The sequence below is a fragment of the Candidatus Palauibacter scopulicola genome (genome assembly GCF_947581915.1).
GTDB classification, from domain to species: Bacteria; Gemmatimonadota; Gemmatimonadetes; order Palauibacterales; family Palauibacteraceae; genus Palauibacter; species Palauibacter scopulicola.
Genome location: NZ_CANPWG010000065.1, coordinates 48,450 through 72,915, shown reverse-complemented (window position 1 = coordinate 72,915; position 24,466 = coordinate 48,450). Strand labels below are relative to the sequence as shown.

The 24,466-nt window shown below is 71.2% G+C and carries 23 protein-coding genes; 3 read left to right on the top strand and 20 right to left on the bottom strand.

Annotated features, from left to right (window positions below):
- Positions 1 to 54: 54 nt before the first annotated feature.
- The 11 genes from rsmA to RN743_RS12840 all read right to left on the bottom strand — a co-directional run bounded on the left by rsmA (position 55) and on the right by RN743_RS12840 (position 11,143).
- Positions 55 to 891 carry a 16S rRNA (adenine(1518)-N(6)/adenine(1519)-N(6))-dimethyltransferase RsmA gene (gene rsmA, locus RN743_RS12890; protein ID WP_310780399.1) on the bottom strand — a complete coding sequence of 279 codons (837 nt, stop codon included), beginning with the start codon at positions 889 to 891 and terminating at the stop codon, positions 55 to 57.
- Complete coding sequence (locus tag RN743_RS12885; protein ID WP_310780398.1) at positions 888 to 2,693, bottom strand: SpoIIE family protein phosphatase; 1,806 nt, start codon at positions 2,691 to 2,693, stop codon at positions 888 to 890. Before RN743_RS12885 ends, rsmA begins: the two co-directional genes overlap by 4 nt.
- Before the next feature lie 19 nt (positions 2,694 to 2,712).
- Positions 2,713 to 3,045 (bottom strand): STAS domain-containing protein, encoded by a 333-nt coding sequence (locus tag RN743_RS12880; RefSeq protein ID WP_310780397.1) that lies wholly within the window; start codon positions 3,043 to 3,045, stop codon positions 2,713 to 2,715.
- A complete protein-coding gene (locus tag RN743_RS12875; RefSeq protein ID WP_310780396.1) occupies positions 3,042 to 3,896 on the bottom strand; it encodes a phosphate acyltransferase in 855 nt (284 codons plus the stop codon). The genes RN743_RS12880 and RN743_RS12875 overlap by 4 nt, the downstream gene beginning before the upstream one ends.
- Positions 3,893 to 4,402 (bottom strand): pantetheine-phosphate adenylyltransferase, encoded by a 510-nt coding sequence (coaD, locus tag RN743_RS12870; protein WP_310780395.1) that lies wholly within the window; start codon positions 4,400 to 4,402, stop codon positions 3,893 to 3,895. The genes RN743_RS12875 and coaD overlap by 4 nt, the downstream gene beginning before the upstream one ends.
- A complete protein-coding gene (gene rsmD / locus RN743_RS12865) occupies positions 4,399 to 4,989 on the bottom strand; it encodes a 16S rRNA (guanine(966)-N(2))-methyltransferase RsmD (protein ID WP_310780393.1) in 591 nt (196 codons plus the stop codon). The genes coaD and rsmD overlap by 4 nt, the downstream gene beginning before the upstream one ends.
- Before the next feature lie 22 nt (positions 4,990 to 5,011).
- Positions 5,012 to 5,731: a hypothetical protein gene (locus RN743_RS12860; protein ID WP_310780391.1), complete on the bottom strand. Its 720-nt coding sequence runs from the start codon at positions 5,729 to 5,731 to the stop codon at positions 5,012 to 5,014.
- Between the two features lie 14 nt (positions 5,732 to 5,745).
- Entirely contained in the window at positions 5,746 to 7,554 is a 1,809-nt protein-coding gene (gene dnaG / locus RN743_RS12855; RefSeq protein WP_310780389.1) for a DNA primase, read from the bottom strand.
- A gap of 66 nt (positions 7,555 to 7,620) precedes the next feature.
- Positions 7,621 to 10,005 (bottom strand): Smr/MutS family protein, encoded by a 2,385-nt coding sequence (locus RN743_RS12850; protein WP_310780387.1) that lies wholly within the window; start codon positions 10,003 to 10,005, stop codon positions 7,621 to 7,623.
- 5 nt (positions 10,006 to 10,010) lie between these two features.
- Positions 10,011 to 10,346 carry an HIT domain-containing protein gene (locus RN743_RS12845; protein ID WP_310780385.1) on the bottom strand — a complete coding sequence of 112 codons (336 nt, stop codon included), beginning with the start codon at positions 10,344 to 10,346 and terminating at the stop codon, positions 10,011 to 10,013.
- On the bottom strand, positions 10,343 to 11,143 hold the full coding sequence (locus RN743_RS12840) for an RsmE family RNA methyltransferase (protein WP_310780384.1): 801 nt from the start codon (positions 11,141 to 11,143) through the stop codon (positions 10,343 to 10,345). The genes RN743_RS12845 and RN743_RS12840 overlap by 4 nt, the downstream gene beginning before the upstream one ends.
- A gap of 197 nt (positions 11,144 to 11,340) precedes the next feature.
- Here RN743_RS12840 and tkt point away from each other — a divergent pair, with 197 nt between their 5' ends.
- Genes tkt through tal form a run of 3 tightly spaced genes read left to right on the top strand, consistent with a single transcriptional unit; the run spans position 11,341 to position 15,049 of the window.
- A complete protein-coding gene (tkt, locus tag RN743_RS12835) occupies positions 11,341 to 13,401 on the top strand; it encodes a transketolase (protein WP_310780382.1) in 2,061 nt (686 codons plus the stop codon).
- Positions 13,398 to 13,859 (top strand): ribose 5-phosphate isomerase B, encoded by a 462-nt coding sequence (gene rpiB / locus RN743_RS12830; RefSeq protein ID WP_310780380.1) that lies wholly within the window; start codon positions 13,398 to 13,400, stop codon positions 13,857 to 13,859. The genes tkt and rpiB overlap by 4 nt, the downstream gene beginning before the upstream one ends.
- A gap of 38 nt (positions 13,860 to 13,897) precedes the next feature.
- A complete protein-coding gene (tal, locus tag RN743_RS12825) occupies positions 13,898 to 15,049 on the top strand; it encodes a transaldolase (protein ID WP_310780378.1) in 1,152 nt (383 codons plus the stop codon).
- Here tal and dnaJ read toward each other — a convergent pair.
- The 9 genes from dnaJ to RN743_RS12780 are packed head-to-tail and all read right to left on the bottom strand — an operon-like array spanning position 15,039 to position 24,411.
- Complete coding sequence (gene dnaJ, locus RN743_RS12820; protein ID WP_310780376.1) at positions 15,039 to 16,208, bottom strand: molecular chaperone DnaJ; 1,170 nt, start codon at positions 16,206 to 16,208, stop codon at positions 15,039 to 15,041. The genes tal and dnaJ overlap by 11 nt on opposite strands.
- Positions 16,205 to 17,248 carry a heat-inducible transcriptional repressor HrcA gene (gene hrcA, locus RN743_RS12815; protein WP_310780374.1) on the bottom strand — a complete coding sequence of 348 codons (1,044 nt, stop codon included), beginning with the start codon at positions 17,246 to 17,248 and terminating at the stop codon, positions 16,205 to 16,207. Before hrcA ends, dnaJ begins: the two co-directional genes overlap by 4 nt.
- Positions 17,245 to 18,399, bottom strand: coding sequence for a radical SAM family heme chaperone HemW (gene hemW / locus RN743_RS12810; RefSeq protein WP_310780372.1), 1,155 nt, complete (start codon positions 18,397 to 18,399; stop codon positions 17,245 to 17,247). Before hemW ends, hrcA begins: the two co-directional genes overlap by 4 nt.
- Positions 18,399 to 19,577: a DNA-processing protein DprA gene (dprA, locus tag RN743_RS12805; RefSeq protein ID WP_310780370.1), complete on the bottom strand. Its 1,179-nt coding sequence runs from the start codon at positions 19,575 to 19,577 to the stop codon at positions 18,399 to 18,401. The genes hemW and dprA overlap by 1 nt, the downstream gene beginning before the upstream one ends.
- Positions 19,574 to 20,623 (bottom strand): GTPase ObgE, encoded by a 1,050-nt coding sequence (obgE, locus tag RN743_RS12800; RefSeq protein ID WP_343219035.1) that lies wholly within the window; start codon positions 20,621 to 20,623, stop codon positions 19,574 to 19,576. The genes dprA and obgE overlap by 4 nt, the downstream gene beginning before the upstream one ends.
- A complete protein-coding gene (locus RN743_RS12795; protein WP_310780366.1) occupies positions 20,605 to 21,600 on the bottom strand; it encodes an asparaginase in 996 nt (331 codons plus the stop codon). Before RN743_RS12795 ends, obgE begins: the two co-directional genes overlap by 19 nt.
- On the bottom strand, positions 21,600 to 22,277 hold the full coding sequence (locus tag RN743_RS12790) for a TIGR04282 family arsenosugar biosynthesis glycosyltransferase (protein WP_310780364.1): 678 nt from the start codon (positions 22,275 to 22,277) through the stop codon (positions 21,600 to 21,602). Before RN743_RS12790 ends, RN743_RS12795 begins: the two co-directional genes overlap by 1 nt.
- 5 nt (positions 22,278 to 22,282) lie before the next feature.
- Entirely contained in the window at positions 22,283 to 22,717 is a 435-nt protein-coding gene (locus RN743_RS12785) for a hypothetical protein (protein ID WP_310780363.1), read from the bottom strand.
- A 35-nt stretch (positions 22,718 to 22,752) separates the two neighbouring features.
- Positions 22,753 to 24,411 (bottom strand): S41 family peptidase, encoded by a 1,659-nt coding sequence (locus tag RN743_RS12780; protein ID WP_310780361.1) that lies wholly within the window; start codon positions 24,409 to 24,411, stop codon positions 22,753 to 22,755.
- Positions 24,412 to 24,466: the final 55 nt, after the last annotated feature.

Here is a 24,466-nt window from a genome sequence, read left to right as displayed (position 1 = left end):
GCCCGCCCTTGTGAAAGGTTTCACAAACCAAGATAGGGCCGGTTCGTCGTCAACTCAACGCGGCGCGCCCCCTCCCTGTCCGGCTTGAAGCGCCGCCGCCAGGCGCACGAACGTGGGGGGATCCAGCGCCTCCGGCCGCACCGCGGGATCGATCGAGAGTCGCCTCAGCAGCGCCGCCGCGTCTCCCGCGAACGTCAGCTCCGGAGCCGTGCGCAGCGTCTTCTGCAGCTGCTTGCGGCGGCGGTTGAAGCATGCGCGCGTCAGCGTCCTGAGCGCCGCGCGGTCCACGTCGGCGGCGTCCGGCCGCGGTTCCAGGCGAACCACCGCCGAATCGACCGAGGGGACGGGGCGAAACGCCTGGCGGCCCACCCGGAACGCGAGCGACGCGTCCGCGAGCGCCTGCACCCCGACGGAGAGCGCGCCATACGCCTTGATGCCCGGCGGCGCCACGATCCGCTCCGCCACTTCTCTCTGGACGGTGAGCACGATGCGTACGGCGGACGGATCGAGTTCGAGGAAAGCGAAGACGAGCGGCGACGTGATGTTGTAGGGGACGTTCGACACGACGCGCACCGCCGCGGCGCCCCGCACGAAATCCGGGAGTCCCAGGCGAAGCGCGTCCCCTTCCACCACATCCACGTCCGGCCGGTCGCCCCAGCGGCCGCGGAGCTCGCCGGCGAGGTCGCGGTCCTTCTCGATGAGGACGAGGCGACGGCAACACCCGACGAGGTACTGGCTGAGTTCTCCATGCCCCGGCCCTACCTCGAGCACGACGTCCGCGGGCTGCGGATCGAGTTCCCGCACGATCTTGCGCTGGATGTTCGGGTCGACCAGGAAGTTCTGGCCGAGCGCGCGCTTCGGCCGCGGGCGTCCGGCCTGCCCGGAGGTCACAGGGAAGCCGCGACGGCCGTCCGGTCGTCCAGTCTCATCTCGTCATCGCTGTCCGCGAAGAGGGCCGCCACAAGAACCTCGGGATCGAGATCGCCGCGGTCGATGCGCCTCCTCACCCGGGAATCCGGCGTTTCGAGGGGGTCGCTCAGTTCGGCGAGTCCATCGGTGAACGCCAACAGCGTTTCACCCGCGGACGGAACCCGCGTCTGCCGGTACGACCGGACCGCGGCCACGCCGACCGGCGGATCGAGCGCCGTGAGACGGCGGACCCCGCCCGATCCGAGCAGATACGCGTACGGGTGGCCCGCGTTCGCGTATCGCAATTCCCCGCGCCCGGGATCGATGACCCCGTAGAAGAGCGTCATGTACATCTCGGTCGCGTCGAGTGCCGCCCGGAGCTGCCCGTGCATGGCGTCGAGGACGGCCGCGGGTTCGGCCTCCACGCCCGTCGCCAGGACCACGGCGCTCAGCGTGCGGGCCATGATGAGCGCGGCGGAAGGTCCATGCGAGCTGACGTCGCCGAGCATGACCCCCAGGCAACCGTCGGCGAGCCGGACGAGGTAGTAGAAGTCGCCGCCCAGGGAGAGCGCCGGATCGCAGCGGGCCGCGATCCGGCCGAGATCGCGAAAATCCTCGGGGGGCGGAAGAAGCTTCAGTTGCAGGTCCCGGGCGATTTCCAGCTCGGCCAGCACCCGCTCCCGGCGGAGCCGTCTTGCGAGGAGCCGCTCCCGTGACTGTTCGCCCTCGGCCACGGCCCCGATCCAGCCGGCGAGCAGCGTGGCGGCGGCATCGCCGCGGCTCGCCGGCTCGTGGACCAGGCGCAGCCGTCCCGCATCGCCCAGCGGCCACGTTTCCCGGACCTCCGGCGGGCCGCTCGGTTTCTCGTCATCCTCCCAGCTGTCGAACAGCACCTGCGAGCCGTCCTCGAACAGCCGGTCGAGCCGGAATCTGAGACCCGTGACCTCGGCGAAGCGTCTCAGGAGAGGTTCGATCCTCACGAGCGGATCCGGCGCGCCCCGGAATGAGAGCGTGACCCTGTTGCCGGTCTCGTTGAACGCCACGCCGTCCGCGAGTTGCCTCAGCAGAAAGAGGCCGCGCCCCCGGGGCCGGCCGATGCCCTCCGCCGAGACAGGGTCCGGCACGGCATCGGGATCGAATCCGCTTCCCTCGTCCGAGACCTTCACGCGCAGGCCGTCCGCGTCCGCTTTCGCCGAGACTCGAACGACGGCGCCGGGGCGGTCCCCGCTCCCGTAGAGAATCGCGTTGGCCACGGCCTCGCCGAGCGTGACCCGCAGTCTGAATGCCGTCTCGCGATCCAGATCGGCGAGGTGCCGGCATGCCACGACGACCCTCTCCACCACGGCCCGCTGGTAGCGCACGCGCGACGGAAAAACGACGCGTATGTGCCCGGACTCGTCGACATCCAGGTTCAGATCCGGCGCCTCCGCGGGCGACGTGTGTTTCTGCCACACGAACCCGAGTTCGGCCGCGTTGAGAGGATGGAAGAGGTAGTCGGTCCAGTCCTCGGCGAGCGCCGAGCCCAGACGGTCGACCCATGCCCCGTCGATGAGCGCCACGAGCACGGACGCGGCGCCGAAGCGCCGGTGCAGGTACGGCATCGTCGCCCGCGGCTCGGCGACGTCCACCAGGATGAGATCCGTCGGGAGCACATTGAGCGGGCGTCCGAAGAGCCCCCTTACTTCGGGAGGCGGATCGATCTCGGCGGCGGCGGCGACGACGGCCTGGAGAATGTCCGGCCGACTCGAGAGGACCAGGATGCGGGCCGGGGCGCCGTCCTTCATTCCGGAGCTGCGGCTCCGGTCAGGACTCGCCGAGCGCGGCCGCCCGGGACTCGACGATCTCGAACAGCGAGTCCAGTCTGGTCAGGGCGAAGAGCCGCTCGAGATCCTCGTTCAGCCCCGTCAGCGTCAGGCGGCCCCCCGCGTCGCGGATGTGCTTGGAGAGACTGACGAGCACCCCGAGGCCGGAGGAGTCGATGTAGTCGGCCTCGGAGAAATCGATCACGAAGTCCGTGTCTCCACCCGCCAGGCGCGCGAGCACGCGCTCCTTCAGTTCGCCGCGGTTGTTGATCGTGAGCTGGCCGCCCACGGTGACGAGGGTGTTGGCTCCCGTCTGTTCGATCGAAAACGTCATCCTTCGCTCCCGGGTGACATGAGGGCCGTAATGCAGGCGACATCCACGATATCGGAGGCGGACGCGCCGCGGGAGAGGTCGTTCAGCGGTCGCCGCAGCCCCTGAAGGACAGGTCCCAGGGCGCGCGCTCCGGCGAGTCGTTCGAGCAGTTTGTAGGCGATGTTCGCGGCGTCGAGGCCCGGGAAGACGAGCAGGTTGGCGCGGCCGGCCACCGGAGATCCGGGAGCTTTCAGCGCCGCGACGTCGGGGACGAGCGCCGCGTCGGCCTGGAGTTCGCCGTCCGCCGCGATTTCGGGGCGGCGGTGGCGGAAGATGTCCAGCGCCTCGCGCACGTGTTCGACCGCCGGACCCGCGGCCGAGCCGAGAGTGGAATATGAGAGAAACGCGACGACCGGTTCCTCTCCGGCAATCGCTCGGTGCGCGTCGCAGGCCGCCGAGGCGCTTTCCGCCATCTGGGCCGGGGTGGGCGCCGGGACGACCGCGGCGTCCGTGAGCGTGAGCACCCGCTCGCCGGGACCGGGAAACACCATGTAGAACGCGGCTGAGACCGTCTCCACGCCGTCGGCCAGGCCGACGACCTTCAGCCCGGCCCGGATGACGTCGGCCGTCGGATGCACGGCGCCGGCCACGACCCCGTCCAGTTCCCCCGCCGCGAGGCATTGCGCGGCACGCTCGAGGCCGCCCGAGCCATCCCGGATCTCCACGGGGCGTACCCACCCCTCCTCACGCAACCGGCGAATCGCCAGCGCCGTGCGGGTCTCGTGCGCCTCCGGAAAGCCGATGCGCCGCTCGAGGGCGGCGGCCCGCGCCCTCAGCCCGTCGATGAAGCCGGCCCTGGTCGGCGGCGTCACCCGTGCGTCGCTGCGTCGCGCCCGAAGGCGCGGTCCATGCGGGCCTTCACGACCGGGCTCACGAAGTCCGTCACGTCCCCGCCCAGGCGTCCGACTTCGCGCACCAGCGAGGAACTCAGGAACGTGTGACGCGTGGAGGGCGCCATGAAGAGCACTTCAACCTCGGGCCAGAGCGAGCGGTTCATGAGCGCCATCTGGAACTCGTACTCGAAGTCGCTCACGGCCCGCAGCCCGCGCACGATGATCCGGGCCTCGCGGGAGCGGGCAAAATCCACGAGCAGGCCGGAGAAGGACGTCGCTTCGATCCTGGGTTCGTCCGCGAAGACTTCGCGGATCAGATCGACGCGTTCCTCGATCTCGAACAGTCCCGACTTGGCCTGCGTGGCCGTCTCCGCCACGGCGACGATCAGGCGCTCGACGACCCCCAGGCTCCTGCGCACGATGTCCTCGTGCCCGACCGTCAGCGGGTCGAACGACCCGGGGTACACGGCGACGGCATTGTTCATCGGGTTCCCCGTGAGAGTGTTCGGGTTGACGCTTCGGCCGGAGCCCGGAACCGGCTGACGCAGGTGTCACCGTATTCCCTCGTCCAGTCGGCCACGACCGCCCATTCGGCGTCCGGACGGTGCTCGACCCACAGTTGTGAGGCGAATGGACGGGCTCGGAAGCGCTCGACCAGCCGCTCGCCGCCGGTGGACGCATACGGTGGATCCGCGAAGACCAGGTCGAGAGGCGCGCCCGGGCCGGGCACGGCGTCCGGTTTGTCGAGACCGTCGACCCAGGCGATGGCATCGTCCCGCACCACGCGCGATCGATCCGCGAGATCGAGCGTGGCGACGTTGCGGCGGAGCAGCGCCACCGCCCGGCGATCGGACTCGACAAAATGGACGTGCGCGGCGCCGCGCGACAGCGCCTCGATCCCCAGGGCTCCCGAGCCGGCGTAGAGATCCGCGACCCGGGCTCCATCGACCTCGCCCGCGAGCGCGGAGAACCAGGCCTCCCGCACCCGCTCCGCCGTCGGACGGGTGCGCCGTCCACGGGGGGCGTCGATGAAGCGGCCGCCCAGGTCGCCCGCGATGATGCGAAGCCTCAAATGACGGGACGCGTCAGCGACACTACACCAGAGCCCCGGGGTAGAGGATGATTCCGCAACCCTCGCAGACGGCGAGGTGCCGCCGCGCCCGGATCTCGGCCTGTAGCTGTTTCGGTATCGAGGTATAGCACCGGCCGCACACCCCATCGACGGTGAGCTCGGCGAGCGCCGCCTGGCGCCCCCCTCCTCCCGCCGTGCGGTACAACTGCAGTGCCCGGCGGTCCAGTCGGTCTTCCTGCGTTCTTCGGCTGGCGCCGCAGTGCTGGAGATCCCCCTCCAGGGTCGCCCGCAGTTGCTCGGCGGCGGTGCTCCGGTCCGCCAGCCGCGAGGCGGCCTCCCGCAGCTCCGCTTCCGCCGCTTTCAGCGCCCCGCGCGCGGTCTCCACATCCTGCATGGCGTCGAGCTGGTCATCCTCCGCCGCCCGCAGGTTGCGCCGGGCCGTGTCCGTTTCGCTCCGAACGGCGAGATGCTGCTGCATGTTCGCCACCGCGACGGAGCGTACCTCGAGGCGCTTGAGCGTCGCTCTGCCGGCCTCGACGGACCGGTGGAACTGCCGCACGCGCCCTTCCGCCTCCTCCGCTTCCGCCCGGATCCGCGCGACCTGCGACTCCAGCGTCTCCACGGTTTCCCGGAGCCCGGCCTCCTCCCGGCCGAGACTCTCGAGTTCATCTTCTATCTTCAGGATCCTGTGATCGATCTCCTGAAGCGTGAGTAACTCCTCGACGATATCGGTCGCTTGCATTCTCTCTCCGACTGTCATCGCTGCGCGGCCCCGGCAGGCGGCGTCTCGCCTTCGGCGGCCGGCATGAACGCCCCCGACTCGCCCGCGGCACGAAGTTCGCGCACGAGTTCCTGTTTCTCACCCAACAATCGACGTTGCTGCTCCGGCTCCGCAAGCTCGATCGCGCGGCCAATCTCCTCGATCCGTTCGCGATGCCGTCGATAGAGAAGGCGGCGCACCACGGCGTCGAATACCCGGGCGGCGTCCGGGAGCTCCCGGTCTGACTCGCGCAGCGCCCTCGCCAATTCCGCGGCGGAGGCGGAGGCGGATGTCCAGTCCGGAGAATCGACCCCCTCGTCCGATGCCGCCGACAGGATCTCGAACAGTTCGCGGCCCCGCGGGTCGGACATGTGGTCGGGTCCGAGTCCGACGCGCACGGCCTGGCGGGTAAGCGCCGGATCGCGAACGAGAAGGAGGAGAAGATCGTGTTCGGTCCGCGAGGCCGGGGATGGCCCGCGACGGGGACGTCCCGCGCCGGCGGCGGGGGGACGGCGTCGAAGCCGGGAGCGCTCGAGGCGCGCGATCTCATCCACGAGCGTGTCGCGCCGTATTCCCAGCCCTTCCACCGCCCGGTCCACGTAGATGTCGCGGAGCGCCGCATCGGAGACCGCCCTCAGGGTGCTGAGCAGACCATCCACCGCGCGGCGGCGCCCCTCCACACGGTCGAGGTACCCCTCGCGGCGAAGGATCTGGAGCTTGCGCTCGAGAAGATCCACCGCGTCGTCGAGGAGCTGCCGGATGGCGGCCGGACCGTCCCGGCGGATGAGGGAATCGGGATCTTCGCCGGACGGGAGCGACACGACCATCGGGTGGATCCCGGCGGCGAGGAGGATGTCCCCGGTTCTGAACGTCGCGCGCAGTCCGGCGAGGTCGCTGTCGTAGAGCAGGTAGGCGCGCTTCGTGTATCGCCCGATGCGGCGCGCCTGGTCCGCCGTGAACGACGTCCCCAGCCCGGCGACCGCAAAGCCGAGGCCGGCCCGGTGCAGCGCGATGACATCGGTGAACCCTTCCGCAATCGCGGCGTGGCCCTCGCGTCGCATGGCGTGCCGGGCCCGGTTGAGCCCGTACAGCTCCTCCCCCTTGTGGAAGACGGGGGATTCGGGCGAGTTGATGTACTTGGGCGCGTCGGAGGAGGCATCGAGGATGCGGCCGCCGAAGCCGATCGGCCGGTCGCGCAGGTCCTGGATCGTGAACATCAGACGCCCGCGAAAACGGTCGTACGGCTCCTCCGCCCTCTCGCTCGTCGCGAGAAGCCCGAGTTCGAGCAGGGTCCCCTCCTCGATCCCGTGTCGAGCCGCAGCCGAGCGGAGCGCCCGCCACTCGTCGTCCGCATAGCCCAGCCCGAAGTCGAGCGCCTCCTCCAGCGACAGCCCGCGCCCCTTCAGATAGTCGCGCGCGCCGGCGCCGGCCGCCTCGCGCAGCCGGCTCTGGAACCACTCGGCCGCGAAGGCGAGCACTCCGCGCAGCGGCGCATACGGATCCTCGCGGCGCTCCTCCCGGTGCGGAACCTCGATCCCGACCTTCGCGCCCACGTGTCGTACCGCCTCCGGGAAGTCGAGACCGAGGTGCTTCATCAGGAAGCCGAAGACGTCCCCGCCCTCCCCGCAGACGAAGCACTTGAAGATCTGGCGCTGCGGTTCGACCGCGAAGTTCGGGCCGTCTCCGCCGTGCAGGGGGCAGGGTCCGCGGTAGCTCTTCCCCGATCGTCGCAGCTGGACGTACTCCCCCAGGATCTCGAGGATGTCCGCCCGCGCGCGGATGTCCTCTACGAGGCTGTCGCTCACCACGATCCCGCCTCCGCACCGGGAGCTGAGCGGTCCATCATCCCGCGCACCGCGCGCAACCCGCGCTCATTCGAATTCCACGACTGTGACGCCTGTGCCCCCTTCGTTCGATTCACCGGTTCTGAAGAGCCGGATCCGCGGATCCGCGGCGAGCAGCTGCCCCACCCTCTCCCTCAGCGCGCCCGTTCCCTTTCCGTGAATGATCCTGAGCCACGGGAGGTCGCCGACCACAGCCGCATCGACGGCCGGATTGAGCGTCCCCTCCACCTCGTCGACGCGCAGGCCCCTGAGATCGACCTCCGTGGCGACGCTGAAGTCCGGTCGGCGCGGCGGCGGTGCGGCGGCTTCGCGGACGCCGGCCGGGCCGGACGAACCGCCCGCCGGTGCAGAATGGGGCGTCAGCTCGCGCAGCGGTACCGTGAGCCGCAGTCCTCCCACCTCGATGACACCGCGGTCCTCCCGAATCTCTACGAGGCGCGCCGGCCGCTCGGACGCGTCCCACCGGACGGTATCGCCAACCCCGACCGTTCGCTCGGCGGACGGAGGCGCGGAGTCGCCCAGCGCACCAAGCGCACGGGAGGACGCCCGAAGCGCCCGCTCCACTTCCCCCCGCGCGGCCCGCTTCGCCTGCCGCCGGCGCAGTTCATCCCCCGCCGCGAACTCGGCCTCGAGCCGTGAGATCGCGGCCTCCACCCGGCCTCGCGCCTCGCGCAGCGCCGCGAGCCGCTCCACCTCCCGCCGGCGAGCGGCGGCGCGCTCCGAATCGGCCAGGGCGGTCTCCCTGGACGCGAGGTCGCGTTCGCGTTCGGCCGTTTCTCCGGCCCGGCGCTCGAGTTGGACCCGAAGGTCCTCGACCTCGCCCCGTTCGGCCTCGAGCCGGGCGAGGAGCGTGTCCAGCGAGACGTGCTCCGGCCCGAGCCGGTCGCGGGCATCGGCGAGGACGTCATCCGGGACCCCGAGCCGCGCGGCGATGACGAGCGCGTAGCTGCGGCCGGGCCGGTCCCTGACCAGACGGTATGTCGGCTCGAGCCGCGTTCCATCGAACTCCAGCGAGGCGTTCACGGCCGCGGCCTTCTCGTCGGCGAGGCGCTTGAGGTCGCCGAGGTGCGTCGTGGCCACCGTCAGTCGAGCCTGCCGAGCCAGCCGCCGCAGCGACGCCGCCGCTAGCGCGCCCCCCTCGGCCGGATCCGTCGCGCTTCCAATCTCGTCGAAGAGGACGAGGTCCCGGTCTCCGGCGTCGCGCAGAATGCCGGCCAGGTTTCGCGCCTGCGCACCGAAGGTGGAGAGCGACGCTTCGATCGACTGTTCGTCCCCGATGACCGCGAAGAAGCGGCGAAAAAAGGGGATCCGGCTCCCGGCGCCGAGGGGCGGCAGCACGCCGCTCTGAGAGAGCGCGGACAGCAGGCCGAGCGTCTTCAGAAACACCGTCTTCCCCCCCGCGTTGGGGCCCGACACGAGAAGGACGCGTTCGCCCGCCGAGAGGTCGAGGTCGAACGGGACCGCTCCGCCGGCATCGAGGGCGAGGAGAGGATGACGAGCGCCGCGGATGTGGATCCCCTCGGACCCCGCCTCGACGAAGGCCGGGGGGGCGGCGTCCATCTCGTCCGCGAAGAGCGCGCGGGCGCGCAGCGAATCCAGTTCCACGAGGGCGGCGTGCGAGGCGGCGAGTTCGCTCGCGCGGGCGCGCACGGCGGAGGAGAGGTCCCGCAGAATCCGGTCCACCTCGCGGGCCTCGCCGAGTTCCAGTTCACGGATCTCGTTCATCGCCTCGATGGCGCGCGACGGCTCGACGAACAGGGTCCGGCGGCTGGCGGACGCGTCGTGTACGAGACCGCCTGCGATCCCCTTGCCCTCGCGGCGGACCGGGATGCAGTAGCGGCCGTTGCGGACGGTGACCGAGGCGTCGGGCACGCGGACCCTTTCCGGGAGCGAGCGGGCGTAGCGCGTGAGTTCGTCAACGAGCCGGCCGCGCCGCGTGGCGAGCGCGCGGCGGATGCGCCGAAGCTCCGGGGAGGCCCCGTCCGCGACCGCACCCGTCGCATCGAAGGTGCGCGCAATCCGTTTCTCGAGGGCCGCCTCCCCCCACACCCGGCTCACATGCTCGGCCGGGAGGCCATCGGGGTCGAGGCGCGCCTCCAGTCGCCGCACGGCGCGCGCGACGGCCATGACCTGTCCACACGCGAGCAATTGAGCCGGCTCCAGCGCCGCGTCTTCGATCGCGAGCCGCCGGAGAGCCCCGCCCAGCGGCGCGATCGGATCCAGCACCCATCCGTCCCGGCTCCCGATCAGCTCCCGAAGTTCGTGCACGGCCGCGAGCGAGCGGCGCGCGGATGCCGCGTTCCGAAGCGGCCGGAGCCCGTGCACGGCAGCGCGGCCCGCCTCCGACACGGCGCCTTCGCCGACCGCCGCCAGCACGCGGTCGAACTCGATCACCCTTAGGGCGTGGTCCACGGCGGCTACCCGGGCGGCCAGCCCATGCGGCGGCCGCCGAGCACGTGGAAGTGCAGGTGGGGCACGGCCTGGCCGCCGTCGCCGCCGACATTCGTGACGACGCGGTACCCGCCGTCCAGCCCCTCCGCGTCCGCCACCGCCGCACACGCGAGAAGGAGTCGGGTTCCGAGCGGCCCTTTCGAGAGGGCCGCGAGGCTCGACACGTGCGCCCGCGGGATGACGAGCACATGCACCGGCGCCCGGGGTTCGAGATCCCGGAACGCCACCCAGTCCTCCGCCTCGGCGACGATCGTCGCCGGGATCGCCCCCGAGGCGATGCCGCAGAACACGCAGTCCGTCATGTCATCCCCTCGTCGCCTGCCTCGTTTTCGTCGGCGGCCAACATCGCCGCCGCCACCGCCACGGCGACCACCGCGGCAGTCTCGAACCTCAACGCCGCGGGACCCAGGGAAACGGGTTCGAAGCCCGCCTCCAGGCAGCGCTGCCGCTCCGGCCGCGTGAGGCCTCCCTCGGGCCCCACCGCGACGGTCAGCCCGCTTCCCCCGCGTCGCCCTTCCCGGCCGCGGGCGATCCCGGCGGCGAGCCAGGGTCGCCCTTCCGCGTCGGCGAGCCAGGGTCGCCCTTCCGCGTCGGCCAGCCACCCGGCTCCGTCGTGGCGGCCGAGCGCCTCGTCCGGCATCATGGACCCGCGCAAACGGGGGAGCCAACTGCGGCCCGATTGCTTCAGCGCCGCCCTCGCGCGGCCCTCCGCCCGCCGCAGAAAGCCCTCGGAGCGGGCGGCGTCGGCCACGGAGCGCGACCGCTCCCATTCGATCCAGGTGATCGCGGCGGCGCCCAGCTCCACGGCCTTCTCGACGAGCCACAGGGAACGGTCGCGGTTCGCCACGGGGGCCCACAGGTGCAGCGGAAGCGCGGGTTCCGGCGGAAGGGGCGCGAGCAGCCGACAGCTGGCGCGGCGCCGGTCCAACGCGACGAGTTCCGCCTCCCAACGGCACCCGGCGCCGTCGGTGACCGCGAGGCGACCGCCGGGGCGGAGCCGGGCGGCACGGACATGGCTCACGTCGTCGCTCGCGAGTTCGGCCCGCGCGCCGGCTTCCAGGCCCGAAAGACCTTCGGCGAAGAACGTCTGATCGCTCACGGGGGGCAACGTATCCGTCGTCGGCGCGCCATCGCCACCAACCTCGCGCCCTTCGCGGCGGAGCCTTTTCCGGCGGCGCCTCCAACCCTTATGTTCGCTCCGCCGAAGCGGCCCGCCCATTACGAGTTGTCTCGCGCGGCCTCCGGCTTCCCGGCATTGGGCCAGCCAAGGGCGATTCAACTCGCGCGAGGGGGCGATTGAACGAGACAGGGACCGTCGAAGCCGTTTCCGGGTCCGCCGCTCCGGGCGCGGGGCCTTCCGTAGAAACCCAGTCCATCGACACGATCCGCACGCTTGCCATGGACGCCGTCCAGCGAGCCGGATCCGGGCATCCAGGCACGGCGATGGCGCTCGCCCCCGTGGCGTACACGCTGTGGATGCGCCACATGCGGTACAGCCCGCAAGACCCCGCCTGGTTCGGCCGGGACCGCTTCGTACTCTCCGCCGGCCACGCCGCGATCCTCCAGTACGCCGTTCTCCATCTCACCGGGTTCGACCTTCCCCTGGAGGAAATCCGCAATTTTCGGCGGGCGGGAAGCTGCACGGCGGGCCACCCCGAGTACGGCCACGTCGACGGCGTCGAGACGACGACCGGTCCGCTGGGCCAGGGCGTCGCGAACTCCGTGGGGATGGCGATCGCCGAAGCGCATCTCGCGGCGGTGTTCAACCGGCCGGGCCACTCGATCATCGATCACCGGACGTACGTCATCTGCAGCGACGGCGACCTCATGGAGGGCGTCTCGTACGAAGCCGCCTCGCTCGCCGGACACCTGGGCCTCGGCAAGCTCGTCTGGCTCTACGATGACAACAGGATCACGATCGATGGCGACGTCGACCTCGCCTTTTCCGAGGATGTGCGCGGGCGATTCGAGTCGCTGGGGTGGCACGTGCAGTCCGTCGCGGACGCGAACGACCTCGGGGCGCTCGACGCGGCGATCGAAGGGGCCCGGCGCGCGGAGGACCGCCCGTCGCTCATCATCGTCCGCTCGCACATCGGCTACGGCGCTCCCAACAAGCAGGACACGGCCGCCGCGCACGGCGCGCCGCTCGGCGAGGAAGAGGTCCGGCTCACCAAGGAGGTGTACGGCTGGCCGGCGGAACCTCCGTTCCTCGTGCCGGACGCCGTCCGGACTCACATGGGCCGGCAGGTCGCCCGCGGCGAAGCGCTCGCCGGGGAGTGGGAAGAGCGCTTCGAGCGCTACCGCGCGGCGCACCCGGAGCTGGCCGCGGAACTCGAACGCCGCATCCGGTCGGTTCTGCCGGAGGCGTGGGAAGAGGACCTGCCGAGCTTCGGTCCGGACGACGATCCGATCGCCACGCGCGCCGCTTCCGGCCGGATCCTGACCGCGCTGGCCCCCCGCCTCCCCGAACTCGTCGGCGGGAGCGCCGACCTGTCGGGTTCGAACAACACGTTGATCGACTCGCCGAACTTCTCGAGGGAGGCGCCCGAGGGCCGCAACCTGCGGTGGGGCGTCCGCGAGCACGCGATGGCGTCCATCGCGAACGGCCTCGTCCTCCACGGCGGCATCCGGCCGTACATCGCGACGTTCTTCACCTTCACGGACTACGCCCGGCCATCGATGCGGCTCGCCGCCCTGATGGGACTGTCCAATATCTACGTGATGACGCACGACTCGATCGGCCTCGGGGCCGACGGGCCGACGCACCAGCCGATCGAGCACCTCGCCTCCTTCCGGGCGATGCCAGGCGTCGTCCTGCTGCGCCCCGCCGATCCGGAGGAGACCGTCGAGGCGTGGCGCGTCGCGATCGAGCGTCGCACGGGACCCACGATCCTCGTGCTCACGCGCCAGAAGGTCCCCCATCTCCCGCGCGCCGCCGGCGCTGCCCGCGAGGGGGTGGAGCGCGGCGCCTACATCGTCAGGCCGGCGCCCGGCCCCCCCGAGGTCGTGCTCGTCGGGACCGGTTCGGAACTTCAGGTGGCGGTCGAAGCGGCGGAAGCCCTCGAGGCCCGCGGGGTATCGGCGCGCGTCGTCTCGTTCCCGAGCTGGGAACTCTTCCGCGCCCAGCCGGCGTCCTACCGGAACGAAGTTCTTCCGCCCGACCTTCCGAGGGTCGCGATCGAAGCCGGCGCCACCCTCGGGTGGACGGAATGGGTGGGGCGGGACGGCGCCGTCATCGGGATCGACCGCTTCGGCCAGTCCGCCTCCGCGGCGGACAACTTCGCCCACTTCGGCTTCACCGCGGAGGCGCTCGTCGCGCGGGCCCTGGAGGCGCTCGCGGCGGAGCGACCGGCGTGAAGCTCGCGGTCGGGGCGGACCACGCGGGCGTCGGTTATAAGGACATCCTCGCCGCGGAGCTTCGCGAAGCCGGCCACGAGATCGTCGACGTCGGCACGCACGGCACGGACTCCGTCGACTACCCCGACTTCGCCTTCGCCGTCGCCGAGCGGGTGGCGCGCGGCGAGGTGAAGCGCGGCATCGTCATCTGCGGATCCGCCGTGGGCGTCTGCATCGCCGCGAACAAGGTGCCGGGAGTGCGGGCGGGCGTCTGCCACGACACGTATTCGGCGGCGCAGGGGGTCGATCACGACGACATGAACGTCCTCTGCATGGGGGAGCGCGTGATCGGGATCGCCCTCGCGCGCGCGATCACGGAGGCCTTTCTGGCCGCGGATTTCTCGGCCGAGTCGAGGCATCGACGCCGGCTCCAAAAGGTGCTGGATATCGAGGCCCGACACCTGAAATCGGACGCCTGAGACACACGATCCTGAGACACCATGGGGAGGGGAGAGAGATGAGCGCGCTGCTTCAACTCCAGGCGCAGGGCCAGAGCTACTGGCTCGACAACCTGACGCGCGGGATGCTGGTCGACGGAACGCTGGCCCACCGGGTCGAAGCCGAAGGGTTGCGAGGGGTCACCTCGAACCCCGCGATCTTCCACAACGCCATCACGGGCAGCGCGCAGTACGATGCGGACATCGCCCGCTTCACCGCTGCGGGTCTCGGCGTCGAGGACGTCTACGACCGGCTCACGATCGCCGACGTCCAGGGCGCGTGCGACATCCTGCGGGGCGTGTGGGAGAGTTCCGGCGGCGTCGACGGATACGTTTCCCTCGAAGTGTCTCCCCACCTCGCGAACGACACGGAGGGCACGGTACGGGAGGCGCGTCGCCTCCACGATGAGGTGGCCCGCGAGAACGTCCTCATCAAGATCCCCGGCACGCCGGCCGGAGTCCCGGCCATCCGGCAGGCACTGTTCGAGGGCGTGAACGTGAACGTCACGCTCCTCTTCTCCATCGCCGCGTACGAGGCGGTGGCGGACGCCCACACGGAGGCGCTGGAGCAGCGGCTCGAAGCGGGCCGGGCGGTTGACCATGTCGCCTCGGTAGCCAGCTTCTTCGTGAGCCGGATCGACGGGCTGACCGACCGGAGGCTCGAGGCGCTGGCCGACCGGGCCGAGGGCGACGCCGCTCGCTGCGAGGCCCTGCTCGGCAAGGCGGCGATCGCCAACGCGAAACTCGCCTACGTCGGCTTCCAGCGGCGGCTGGCCACGGACCGCTGGACCCGTCTCGCAGGGCTCGGCGCCCACCCCCAACGCATGCTGTGGGCGAGCACGAGCACGAAGAACCCCGCGTATTCCGACGTGATGTACGTCGAGCCGCTCATCGGCGACCTGACGGTCAACACGCTGCCCGAGAAGACGATCGATGCCTTCAGGGACCACGGGCGCGTTGCCGGCACGCTGACCGAAGGCGTTGAAGAAGCCCGTCGCACGATGGCGGAGTTGGCCGCCGTCGGGATCGACCTGGACGAGGTTACGGATCAGCTCCTGGCGGAGGGGGTCGAGAAGTTCGCCGTCCCCTTCGACCGGCTCCTCGCGAGCCTTGCGGAGCGGATGGCGTCGCAGCCCGCCGCGGCCGTCGCGTCCGGGTCCGCTACGCCGTAAACGCCGCCTTTACCCGCTCCCAGAAGCTCGGATCCTCGCCCCGGCGGGGTTCGGGCGGCGCATCCTCGACCTCCCGCAGCGACTCCAGGATGTCGCGCTGCCGCCGGGACAGTTCGCTTGGCGTCCACGTGTGGACCCGCACGAGCTGGTCCCCCTGGCCCGCCGCCCGCAAACGCGGCATCCCCTGGCCACGAAGCCTGAGGACCTGGCCGGCCTGGATCCCCGCGGGCACCTTGAGCCGGGCCTGGCCGAGGATCGTCGGCACGTCGAGTTCGTCGCCCAGCGCCGCCTGCGAAAACGTGACGGGCAGGTCGAGGATCAGGTCATCCCCCCTGCGTTCGAAGCGGTCGTGCGGCTCGACCTCCACCTGCACGATGAGGTCCCCCGCCGGCCCGCCCCGCGGACCCGCGTTGCCGCGCCCGCGCAGCTTCAGGTAGTCATCGGACGACACACCCGCCGGAATCTCGATGTCGACGGTTCGGTCGACCCGCACGCGTCCGGTTCGCCCGCAGTCGCGGCACTCCTCCGCGATCAAGGTGCCCTCTCCGGCGCAGGCGGAGCAGGGGCGCACGGAGACGAACTGTCCCAGCATCGAGCGCTGGACCATGCGGATCTCGCCGGTGCCCTGGCACGTCCCGCACGTGGACGCCGTACTTCCGGGCTCCGCGCCCGTCGCGTCGCACCGCTCGCAACCATCCAGAGCGGAGACGCGGAGGGAGCGCCGGGCCCCCGTCGCCGCCTCTTCCAGCGTGATCGTAACGGAGACCTTGAGGGTCGAGCCGCGGCGCGGCTGGTTCGGCGATCGCGCGTCGCCGAACAGGTCGCCGAAGCCGCCGCCCGCGAAGCCGCCGCCTCCGAACTCCCGCATGAACACGTCGAACGCGTCGGAGAAGTTGTTGAAGCCGGAGAACGGCGCCTCGCCTCCACCACCGCGCCGCACGCCGGCCTCGCCGTACCGGTCGTACAGCTGCCGCTTCCCCGGGTCGCGGAGCACTTCCCACGCCTCCGTCACCTCCTTGAACCGCTCCTCCGCGTCGGAGGCGGAATTGCGATCCGGATGGTACTCCATGGCGAGGCGCCGATACGCCCGCTTCAGCTCGTCCGCCCCGGCATCGCGGGAGACGCCGAGCAGTTCGTAGTAGTCGCGCTGTCCGCTCACGGCGTCAGCCGCGTGAGGAGATCGGAGGTCCAGTCGACGATGGAGACGACCTTGTCGTACGGCATGCGCGTCGGCCCGATGACGCCGACGGTGCCCTGCAGGCTGCCGACGGCATAGTTGGCGGTGACGATGGTCAGATCCTCCAGTTCCGGCTGGCCGTGCTCGGCGCCGATCGTCACGTGGGGACCGTCCGAGCCGCCGCGGTCCCCCAGCACGGAGGCGAGCAACTCCCGCCGCTCGGTAAGGAGCAGGAGTTCGCGCAGACGCTCGCTCGTCGTGAACTCCGGCTGTTCGGTCAGCGCCGCGGCGCTCCCGAGGTGGATTTCGCGCTCGCGGCGCGCCCACTCGAAGATGTCCGGCCCGCTGTGCACGAAGATGTTCATCAATTCCTCCGCGCCGCGGTTGCTGAAACTCAGGTCGCCCAGCCGCTCGTGAAGCGTCGCCTGGATCTCGGAGATCGCGCTGCCCGCCAGCCGTTCATTCAGCGCCTGCGACACCGCCTGGAGCGTCGCCCGGGGCACGCGCGTCGTCACGTCCACGTACACGGTGCGCACCACGCCGGACTCGATCGTGAACACCAGGAGCACCTTCTCGCTCGAGAGCGGCAGGAGTTCGAGGCGCTCGAGCGTGGCCGTGGCGAGCGTCGGACCCACCGCAAGGCCGAGTTCCCCCGTCAGGAGGCTGAGGACGCGCGCCGCCTTGCCCATGAGGTCCTCCACGCCGCCGGCGTCCGCATCCCCCAACTCGCGTTCGATCTTCGCCTGGTCCCGCTTCCGGATGCCGCCCCAGCGCATGAGCGCATCGACGTAGTACCGGTATGCGAGGTCCGTCGGAAGCCTTCCCGCAGACGTGTAGGGGTGAGAGAGCAGACCCTTGCTCTCGAGGTCCGCCATGGTGTTGCGGATCGTCGCGGGCGATACGCCGAGCGCGTACTCCTTCCCGATCCTTCGCGAGCCGGCCGGGGCGGCCGTGCGGACGAAGGAGTCGATGACCGCCGCGAGGACGGCCCGTTCGCGCTCTGTCAGTGTTGGCAGGGTCATGCTCTATCAGCCCCGGCGAGTCCGGCGGCGATCGTATCCAGGCGGAGCCAGCCTTCGATCGTCGCCGTCCAGCGTCCGTTCCGCTCCTTCATCCACCCGGCCTCGGCCCAGTCGTCGAGGCGGAGTCCATCCGACGAGATCTCCCGCACGAAATCCGGCGTCAGTCCGCGATTCGTACGAAGGCCCAGCCAGATCCGTTCCAGTTCTTCCTCTTCCGGCCCCACGCGTTCCCAGCCTTCGAGCGGGCCGCGGCCCTCCCGCAGCGCGCGTTCGTACCGGTCCCAGCGGAAGACGTTCCAACTGCGGATCGGCGGGAGGAATCCATGCGCGGACGGGCCGAGGGCAAGATACGACGTTCGGTTCCAGTACGACCAGTTGTGGCGGCTCTGCGCTCCCGGCCGGGCGAAGTTCGACACCTCGTACTGCTCGTACCCGGCCGCGCGCAGGTCGCGCGACAGGAGTCGGTACTCCTCCGCGTAGCGCTCCTCGTCCGGCGCCCCGACGCGGCCCAGGCGGATCCACTCGGCCAGTGGCGTGCGCGGCTCCACGGTGAGGCCGTAGAGACTCAGGTGAGACACGCCGAGGGCGGCCGCCGCTTCCACCTCCGCCGAGAGGTCCCGCCTCACTTCCGGAGGGAGGCCGAAGATGAGGTCCACGCTCACCCGTTCGAATCCGGCTTCCCTCGCCTCCGCGACGGCGTCCGTCGCCCGGCGCCGGTCGTGCAATCGGCCCAGCCACCTCAAAACCCCATCGTCCAGCGCCTGTACGCCGAGACTCAGCCGGTTCACGCCTGTCGCCCGCCAACTCGCACCGAGACGCGCGTCGAAGGATGCGGGGTTCGCCTCGGCCGTCCATTCGGTGTGCGCGGGGTCGATCCGGAACCGGGCGGAGAGTCGCGAGGCCAGTCCTTCCATCCCGGCGGATCCCATGAGCGAGGGCGTCCCGCCTCCGATGAAGATGGTATCGAGCGTCTCCCCCGGATCCCACCCGTTGCGCTCGAACCACCAGGCGAGTTCGGCCTCGATCGCCGCGAGCCAGCGGGAGACCGGCGGCGCCGACGCCCGCTGGACGGAAAAATCGCAGTAGTGGCAGCGGTGCGCGCAGAAGGGAAAGTGCACATACAGGGAGCGTGGCGGGCGCTCGCGGGACATCAGCGGCCACCCCGCCCCCGGACGGCGGCGAAGCTCCCTCCCGGCCGGCGCTCGACCCATCCTTCGAGTTCCAGCCGTCCCAGTCCGCCAAGCACTTTCGTGACGGGCATCTCGAGACCGACGGCCAGTTCATCCGGCGAGCGGGGTCCCCGCGACAGTGCTCCGAGCAGACGTCTGTCGCCTGAGGATCGGTCGACCGCCGGGGCGGATCCTTCGTCCGCCGCTGGCGGCGGCTCGAGGCACAGCCAGCCCATGGCATCGAACACGTCCTGGACGCCGGCCACGAGCCCGGCGCCCTGGCGCAGGAGGCGAAGACACCCGGCCGCGCCCGGATCATCGATCCGCCCGGGCACCGCGAGGACTTCGCGCCCCAGGTCCAGGGCATGGTCCGCCGTGTTCAGGGCCCCGCTCCTGCCACCCGCCTCCACGACGATGACGCCGCGGGCGAGGGCGGCGATCACCCGGTTGCGGCGCGGAAACGCGGAACGGGTCGGCGGGGCCGCGGGCTCGAACTCGCTCAGCAGGAGCCCGTGCGAACGCATCCTCCGGTACAGGTCCCGGTTTTCCGCCGGGTATTCGCGGTCGAGTCCGGTTCCGAGCACTCCGATGGTCTGCCCGCCCGCGTCGAGGGCGCCGGCGTGGGCGGCCGCATCGACGCCGCGCGCCATGCCGCTGACCACCGTCCAGCCCCAGCGTCCGAGTTCCCTTCCCAGGGCGTAGGCCGTGCGCAGCCCGTAGGACGACGCGGCCCGCGTACCTACGACGGCGATCGTCCGCCCGGAGCCGGGCGTCGCCGGGCCACGCTCGAAGAGTACGGGGGGCGGATCGGGGAGATCGCGCAGCCCCGCGGGATATGCGGCCTCCCCGCAGTCGGTGTACCCCGCCACGCGGATCCCCTTTGCACGCGCTTCGCGCAGCAACGACCGCGCCGCGCTCTCGCCGGCGGCGTTGCAGGCGCGGAGCGTTCTCGCGGTCGGAACGCGCTGGCCCCGGCCCGCCGCCCGGAGGTCGCCCGGGGCACTCCGTCGCAGCGCTTTGAGCGCCGCCGACGCCCCGCCGTGGCGGTCGACCAGGCGCCGGACGGTACGCAGCCCGATGCCGGGGGCGCGGGCCAGGGCGACGAGCGCCGCCAACTCCCCGTCCTTCGCTCGTGCCGCCGCGGAACGCGTCTCCGTCACGGACGCCACGCTTCGCTGCCCCCGAACGGATCCGCTTCGGCGTCGCCCGCCGCGGCCTCCTTCTCCCTCTGCACGCGCGCCCACAGGCCCTCGAGCGCGCCGTCGAGGCCGGCCCCGGTCACGGCCGAGACTATGAACTGGCCCCAACTCCCGGGGGCATCGACCGAAACCGGCGGGTCGGCCGCCGCAGACGTCAAGTCGGCCTTCGTCAGGAGAACGCAATGAGATATGCCGGCGAGCGCCGCGTCGTGCGACCGCAGTTCCTCACGCAGAAGATCGTACGTCGCCTGCGGATCCTCGTCGTCCAACGGCACGAGGAGCGCGAGGGTGCGCGTGCGTTCGATGTGCCGAAGAAACTGCGTGCCCAGACCGCGCCCCTCGTGCGCCCCCTCGATGATGCCCGGGATGTCCGCCATCACGAACGAGCGGTGCCCGCTCAGCCCCACGACCCCGAGGTTGGGCCTCAGCGTGGTGAAGGGGTAGTCCGCGATCCGGGGCTTCGCCGCCGTCACGCGGGCGAGGAGCGTCGATTTGCCCGCGTTGGGCTCCCCCACCAGGCCCACGTCGGCGATGAGCTTGAGTTCGAGTTCGATGTGCCGCTCCTCCCCCCACTCCCCGGGTTCCCATTCGCGCGGCGTCTGTCGCGTGGGCGAAGCGAAGCTCGCGTTGCCCCTTCCTCCGCGGCCGCCGCGGGCCACGACGAGTTCATCTTCCTCCTCGAGCAGTTCGCCGATCCGCTCCCCCGTCTCGACATCGCGCACGAGCGTTCCGAGCGGTACCGGCAGCCGCAGATCCTCTCCCGAAGCGCCGTCCCGCTTCTTCCCTTCCCCGTGACCGGCGCGCCCGGCCTTGTAGTGCTCGCGGTACGAGTAATCGAGCAGCGTGTCGAGCCGGCGATCCGCCACGAGGATCACGCCGCCGCCGTTTCCGCCGCGGCCACCGGCGGGCCCGCCGCGGGGCACCCCCTTCTCGCGCCGGAAGGCGACGGCGCCCGCGCCGCCCGCCCCGCCGGTCACGTGTATTCTCGCTACGTCGACGAACAAGATTCCCCCTCCACCGACAGCACCCCGACCTCGTTCCCGCACGTGTTCCGCACCACCGGGTGCGCGAAGCCCTCAAGCTGCGCGACCTCACCCGGCGCCAGCAGCGACAGCGTCGCGAGCGCGTGCACGACCGCCGGGCCCAGGGGCCGCGTGGCCCCGTCCAGCACCTTGAAGGCCGCCCCCCACGCCCCCTCCGCGCTCGCCAGACAGAACACGCCCTCCGCCCCCTCCTTGGCGAGAATCCGACCGGAACTCGCCCGCATCAGGTTCGCCGAAAGCGCCCCGGGACCTGACACCAATGTCGGATGCGCCGTCATCGCGGTCACAACGGACCGCGCGGCCGCCTCCGGCGAGGCGCCGAAATCCGCGAACGCCCGTGCCATGTCCCGCAGAGAGAGGGCCGGGGTCGGCAGGCCGCATCCGTCCGTCCCCCACGGCAGGCGCTCGCAGTCTTCGCCCAGCCAGGCGGAGATTTCGCGGCGGATCGTCCGCTGCAGCGGGTGCGCCGGTTCGTGGTACCCCGCCACGGGCCAGCCGCGGGCCACGCAGAACGCCAGCAGCGCCGCGTGCTGGCCCGAACAGTTGTTGTGGATCCGCCCCGGCAGGCGCCCCGCCCGATCCATCCCCCGCGCGGCCCCGTCGTCGAACGGCCGGTGCGGCCCGCACACGAACATCCCGGGCTTCAGCTCGGCCGCGTCGATCACCGACTGCACCACCTCCAGGTGGCGCGGCGTCCCGTGGTGCGAGGCACACGCCAACGCCAGCGCATCCGCTCCGAGCCCGAGGCGCTCGAACACGCCATCTCTGACCGCCGGGAGGATCTGGAGCGGCTTCATCGAAGAACGCCAGAAGGCCGTCAACCGCGGGTCGCCGAAGGCGTGGCCGCGACCGGCCGAACCGGCCTCGCGGACCATGCCGTACACGAGATGCGACGATTCCCGCGTTCCGGCCCGCTTCACCGTGACGCGGATCGGTTCCATCAGCCCTCCGGTTCCATGGTCGGCGGCGCGAGCCGGACCCAGGCTGCGGCCGTCGCGCTCCCTTCGATCAGGTCGCCGGCCATGCGCGCCAGATCGGCCGGACGGTCCACATCGTACCAGGGCGGCAGCTCCGTGCAATCGAGCCCCAGCGACGCGGCGCGCGCGCGCGTCCAGGTGAACAGCGCGGACGTCGACCAGGGGGCCTCGGCGAAGAGACCGCGGGCCCGCGGCCAGGCCGACCCGCGCAGTCCGACCGCGTAGTAGCCGCCGTCCAGGCTCGGACCGAGGGCCACCGGGCTATTCGCCAGCGCGTCGAACGCCCGCACCAGGAAATCCGCCGGGAGCGTCGGGTGGTCGCTCCCCAGCGCCACCGCGCGGTCGACGCCGTCTCTGAAGGCGCGGGCAAACGCCGCTTCGAGCCGGTCGCCGAGCGAACCGCCGGGTTGCAGCCGGACGCGAGCCGCCGGGTACCGGGCACCCAGCCGCTCCAGCGCTCCGGGACGAGCCGGGACCCACAACTCCACGGCCACCCCGTCCGGCGCGAGCTTCATGGCATCGTCGAGGAACGCCGCGTACAGGACGGCGCTCCCCTCCCTGGTCAACTCGGGATCGAGGCGCGTCTTGACGTGGCCCGGCTCGGGCAGGCGGCCGAAGAGGAGGAGGCGGGGTGCCGCCACAGCGGCTAGCGGGTGTTGACCTCGATCACCCCGCCCTCGGCGCCCGGCCGGCGATAGCGGGGCGGAACCATGCTCTGGTGGTACAGCCGGATCGAGACGATTTCCTCCGCGGGAATCCGCCGCAGCGTCGTGACCGCGTCGTTGAGGTTGAAGTCGCCATCCACGACCAGCATCGGCACGTAGTAGTCCTGCGTCTGACGCCCGAACAGGCGGGAACTGTCGTTGCCGCCCCTGAAACCGATCCGGTCTTCGAAGATGATCAGTTCCCGGTGGTGGGTGAGCGCCTCGTAGGCCGACCGGTATCCGGCGTCACGGATCTCGCTGCCGGTGATGATGAGCCGGGTGTACGTTCCGGGGCGGGGGTTGCTGGCGCACGCCGCGGCCGCCACCAGCGCCATCGTCGTTGCAATCGCAGCGGACCGTCGCGTGCGCTTTCTCATCTCTCGTCTCCTCACCTCTCTGGTCCGGTGCGGTGCTAGCGGTCCCCGCCGGACTCTTCGCTCTGCGCGCCGTCCGCGCCCCGCTCCTCGGCGACCTGCGCCGCAACCGTGAGCAGCGCGTCCGGGGAATCCGCCTCCCTCAGCAGATCGATGGCGACCTGGATCTGCGCGTCACGGACGGCCCGGCTACGGAGCTGGGGCACCTCTCCGAACTCCGCGCCTGCCAGCTCATCCGCGATGAGCCAGTCGACGTAGGTCAGCGACTGGTCGAAGAGCTCCCTCTCGACCTCGGCTCCCGCGTCCACGAGGGCGGCCCAGACTTCCTCCCGCATCGCCTGCGTGACGGAGAACCCCTCGTTGAAATCGTGTTGGTTCGAGTACTCGACGGCCCAGCGGAAGACGACGTTCCGCGGGATCGCCCCCGAGCGCGTCGCGAGCCGGCGCAGTTCCTGTTCCTCGGTCGAGAGCGTGTCGCGGTAGACGATCAGGTCCGGCGTGATTCCGCCGCCGCCGTAGACCGTACGGCCGCCCATCGTCGTGTACTCCTCACGGTCTTCCGGCTCCGACCGCGCCGCGACCGGCTCGCCGGAAACCGCCACGGCGCTCGCGGCGAGGTCGCGGAGCGCGCTCTCACGGTCGAAGTCCTTCGTGATGGAGCGCCCGGCCGGCGTGTACCAGCGGGCCGTCGTGACCTTCATGCTGTTGTTCCCGGAGAGTCCGTACAGCGTCTGCACGGAGCCCTTGCCGAAGGTCGTCGTGCCCACGACGACCGCGCGGTCGTGGTCCTGCAGCGCGCCGGCCACGATCTCGGATGCGCTCGCGCTGAGCCCGTCCACGACGACGACGATGGGAACATCCGCGTAGCGGTCTTCGGAGGAGGCGCGGAACAGGTAGTTCTGCTCGTCCAGGCGCGAACGCGTCTCGACCACGGGCTTGCCGCGGTCCAGGAAGAGATCCGTGACGTCAATCCCCGCGGGCAGCAGGCCGCCGGGGTTCCGCCGCAGGTCGAGGATCAGTCCGCCGGCCCCCTCCTCGACGAGGCGATCCAGCGTCGCGACCAGCTCCTCCTTCGCCTCGCGGCTGAAGCCGCGCAGCGTCACGTAGCCGATGTCGCCGTCCAGGACGAAGCCCTGTGCCTGCGCTACCTGGATGACGTCGCGCACGATCCGAATCGCGAGCGGCCGGTCCACGCCGACCCTCGCGATCGTGATGTTGACCGGCGCCCCCTTCTCCCCCCGCAGCGTGTCGACGGCCTTGTCCACCGACCACCCCTCGGCCGACTCGCCCTCGACCTCGATGATGCGGTCACCGACCTCGAGTCCCTCTCGGACGGCCGGCGAGTTCGGGAGCACCTGGACGACCGTGATCCAGTCGTCCTTCACGTCGATCCGGACGCCGAGCCCGCCGTAGTTGCCCGTCGTCGTGAGACGCAGATCCTCGGAATCCCGGGGCTCGAGGAAGGTCGTGTACGGGTCGCCCAGCTTCTCGAGCATCCCGTCGATCGCCATCTGGTACAACTCCTCCGGCGGGATTTCATCGACGAAGCGGGCGGAGATCAGGCGGTGGATCTCATCCAGGAGCCGGCGGCTCTCCCCGCCGCTCGTGGCCCCGCTCTGATTGATCAGCCAGCCGCCGGTCGCCAGGGCGATGGCGCCGACCAACACTCCCGTCATCCAGGATCGCTGCACTTTCATGCATCCTCCGTGGTGGCGGCCGCGTCGGGCCGCGTTCGAGCGGCACTCCGCCGCT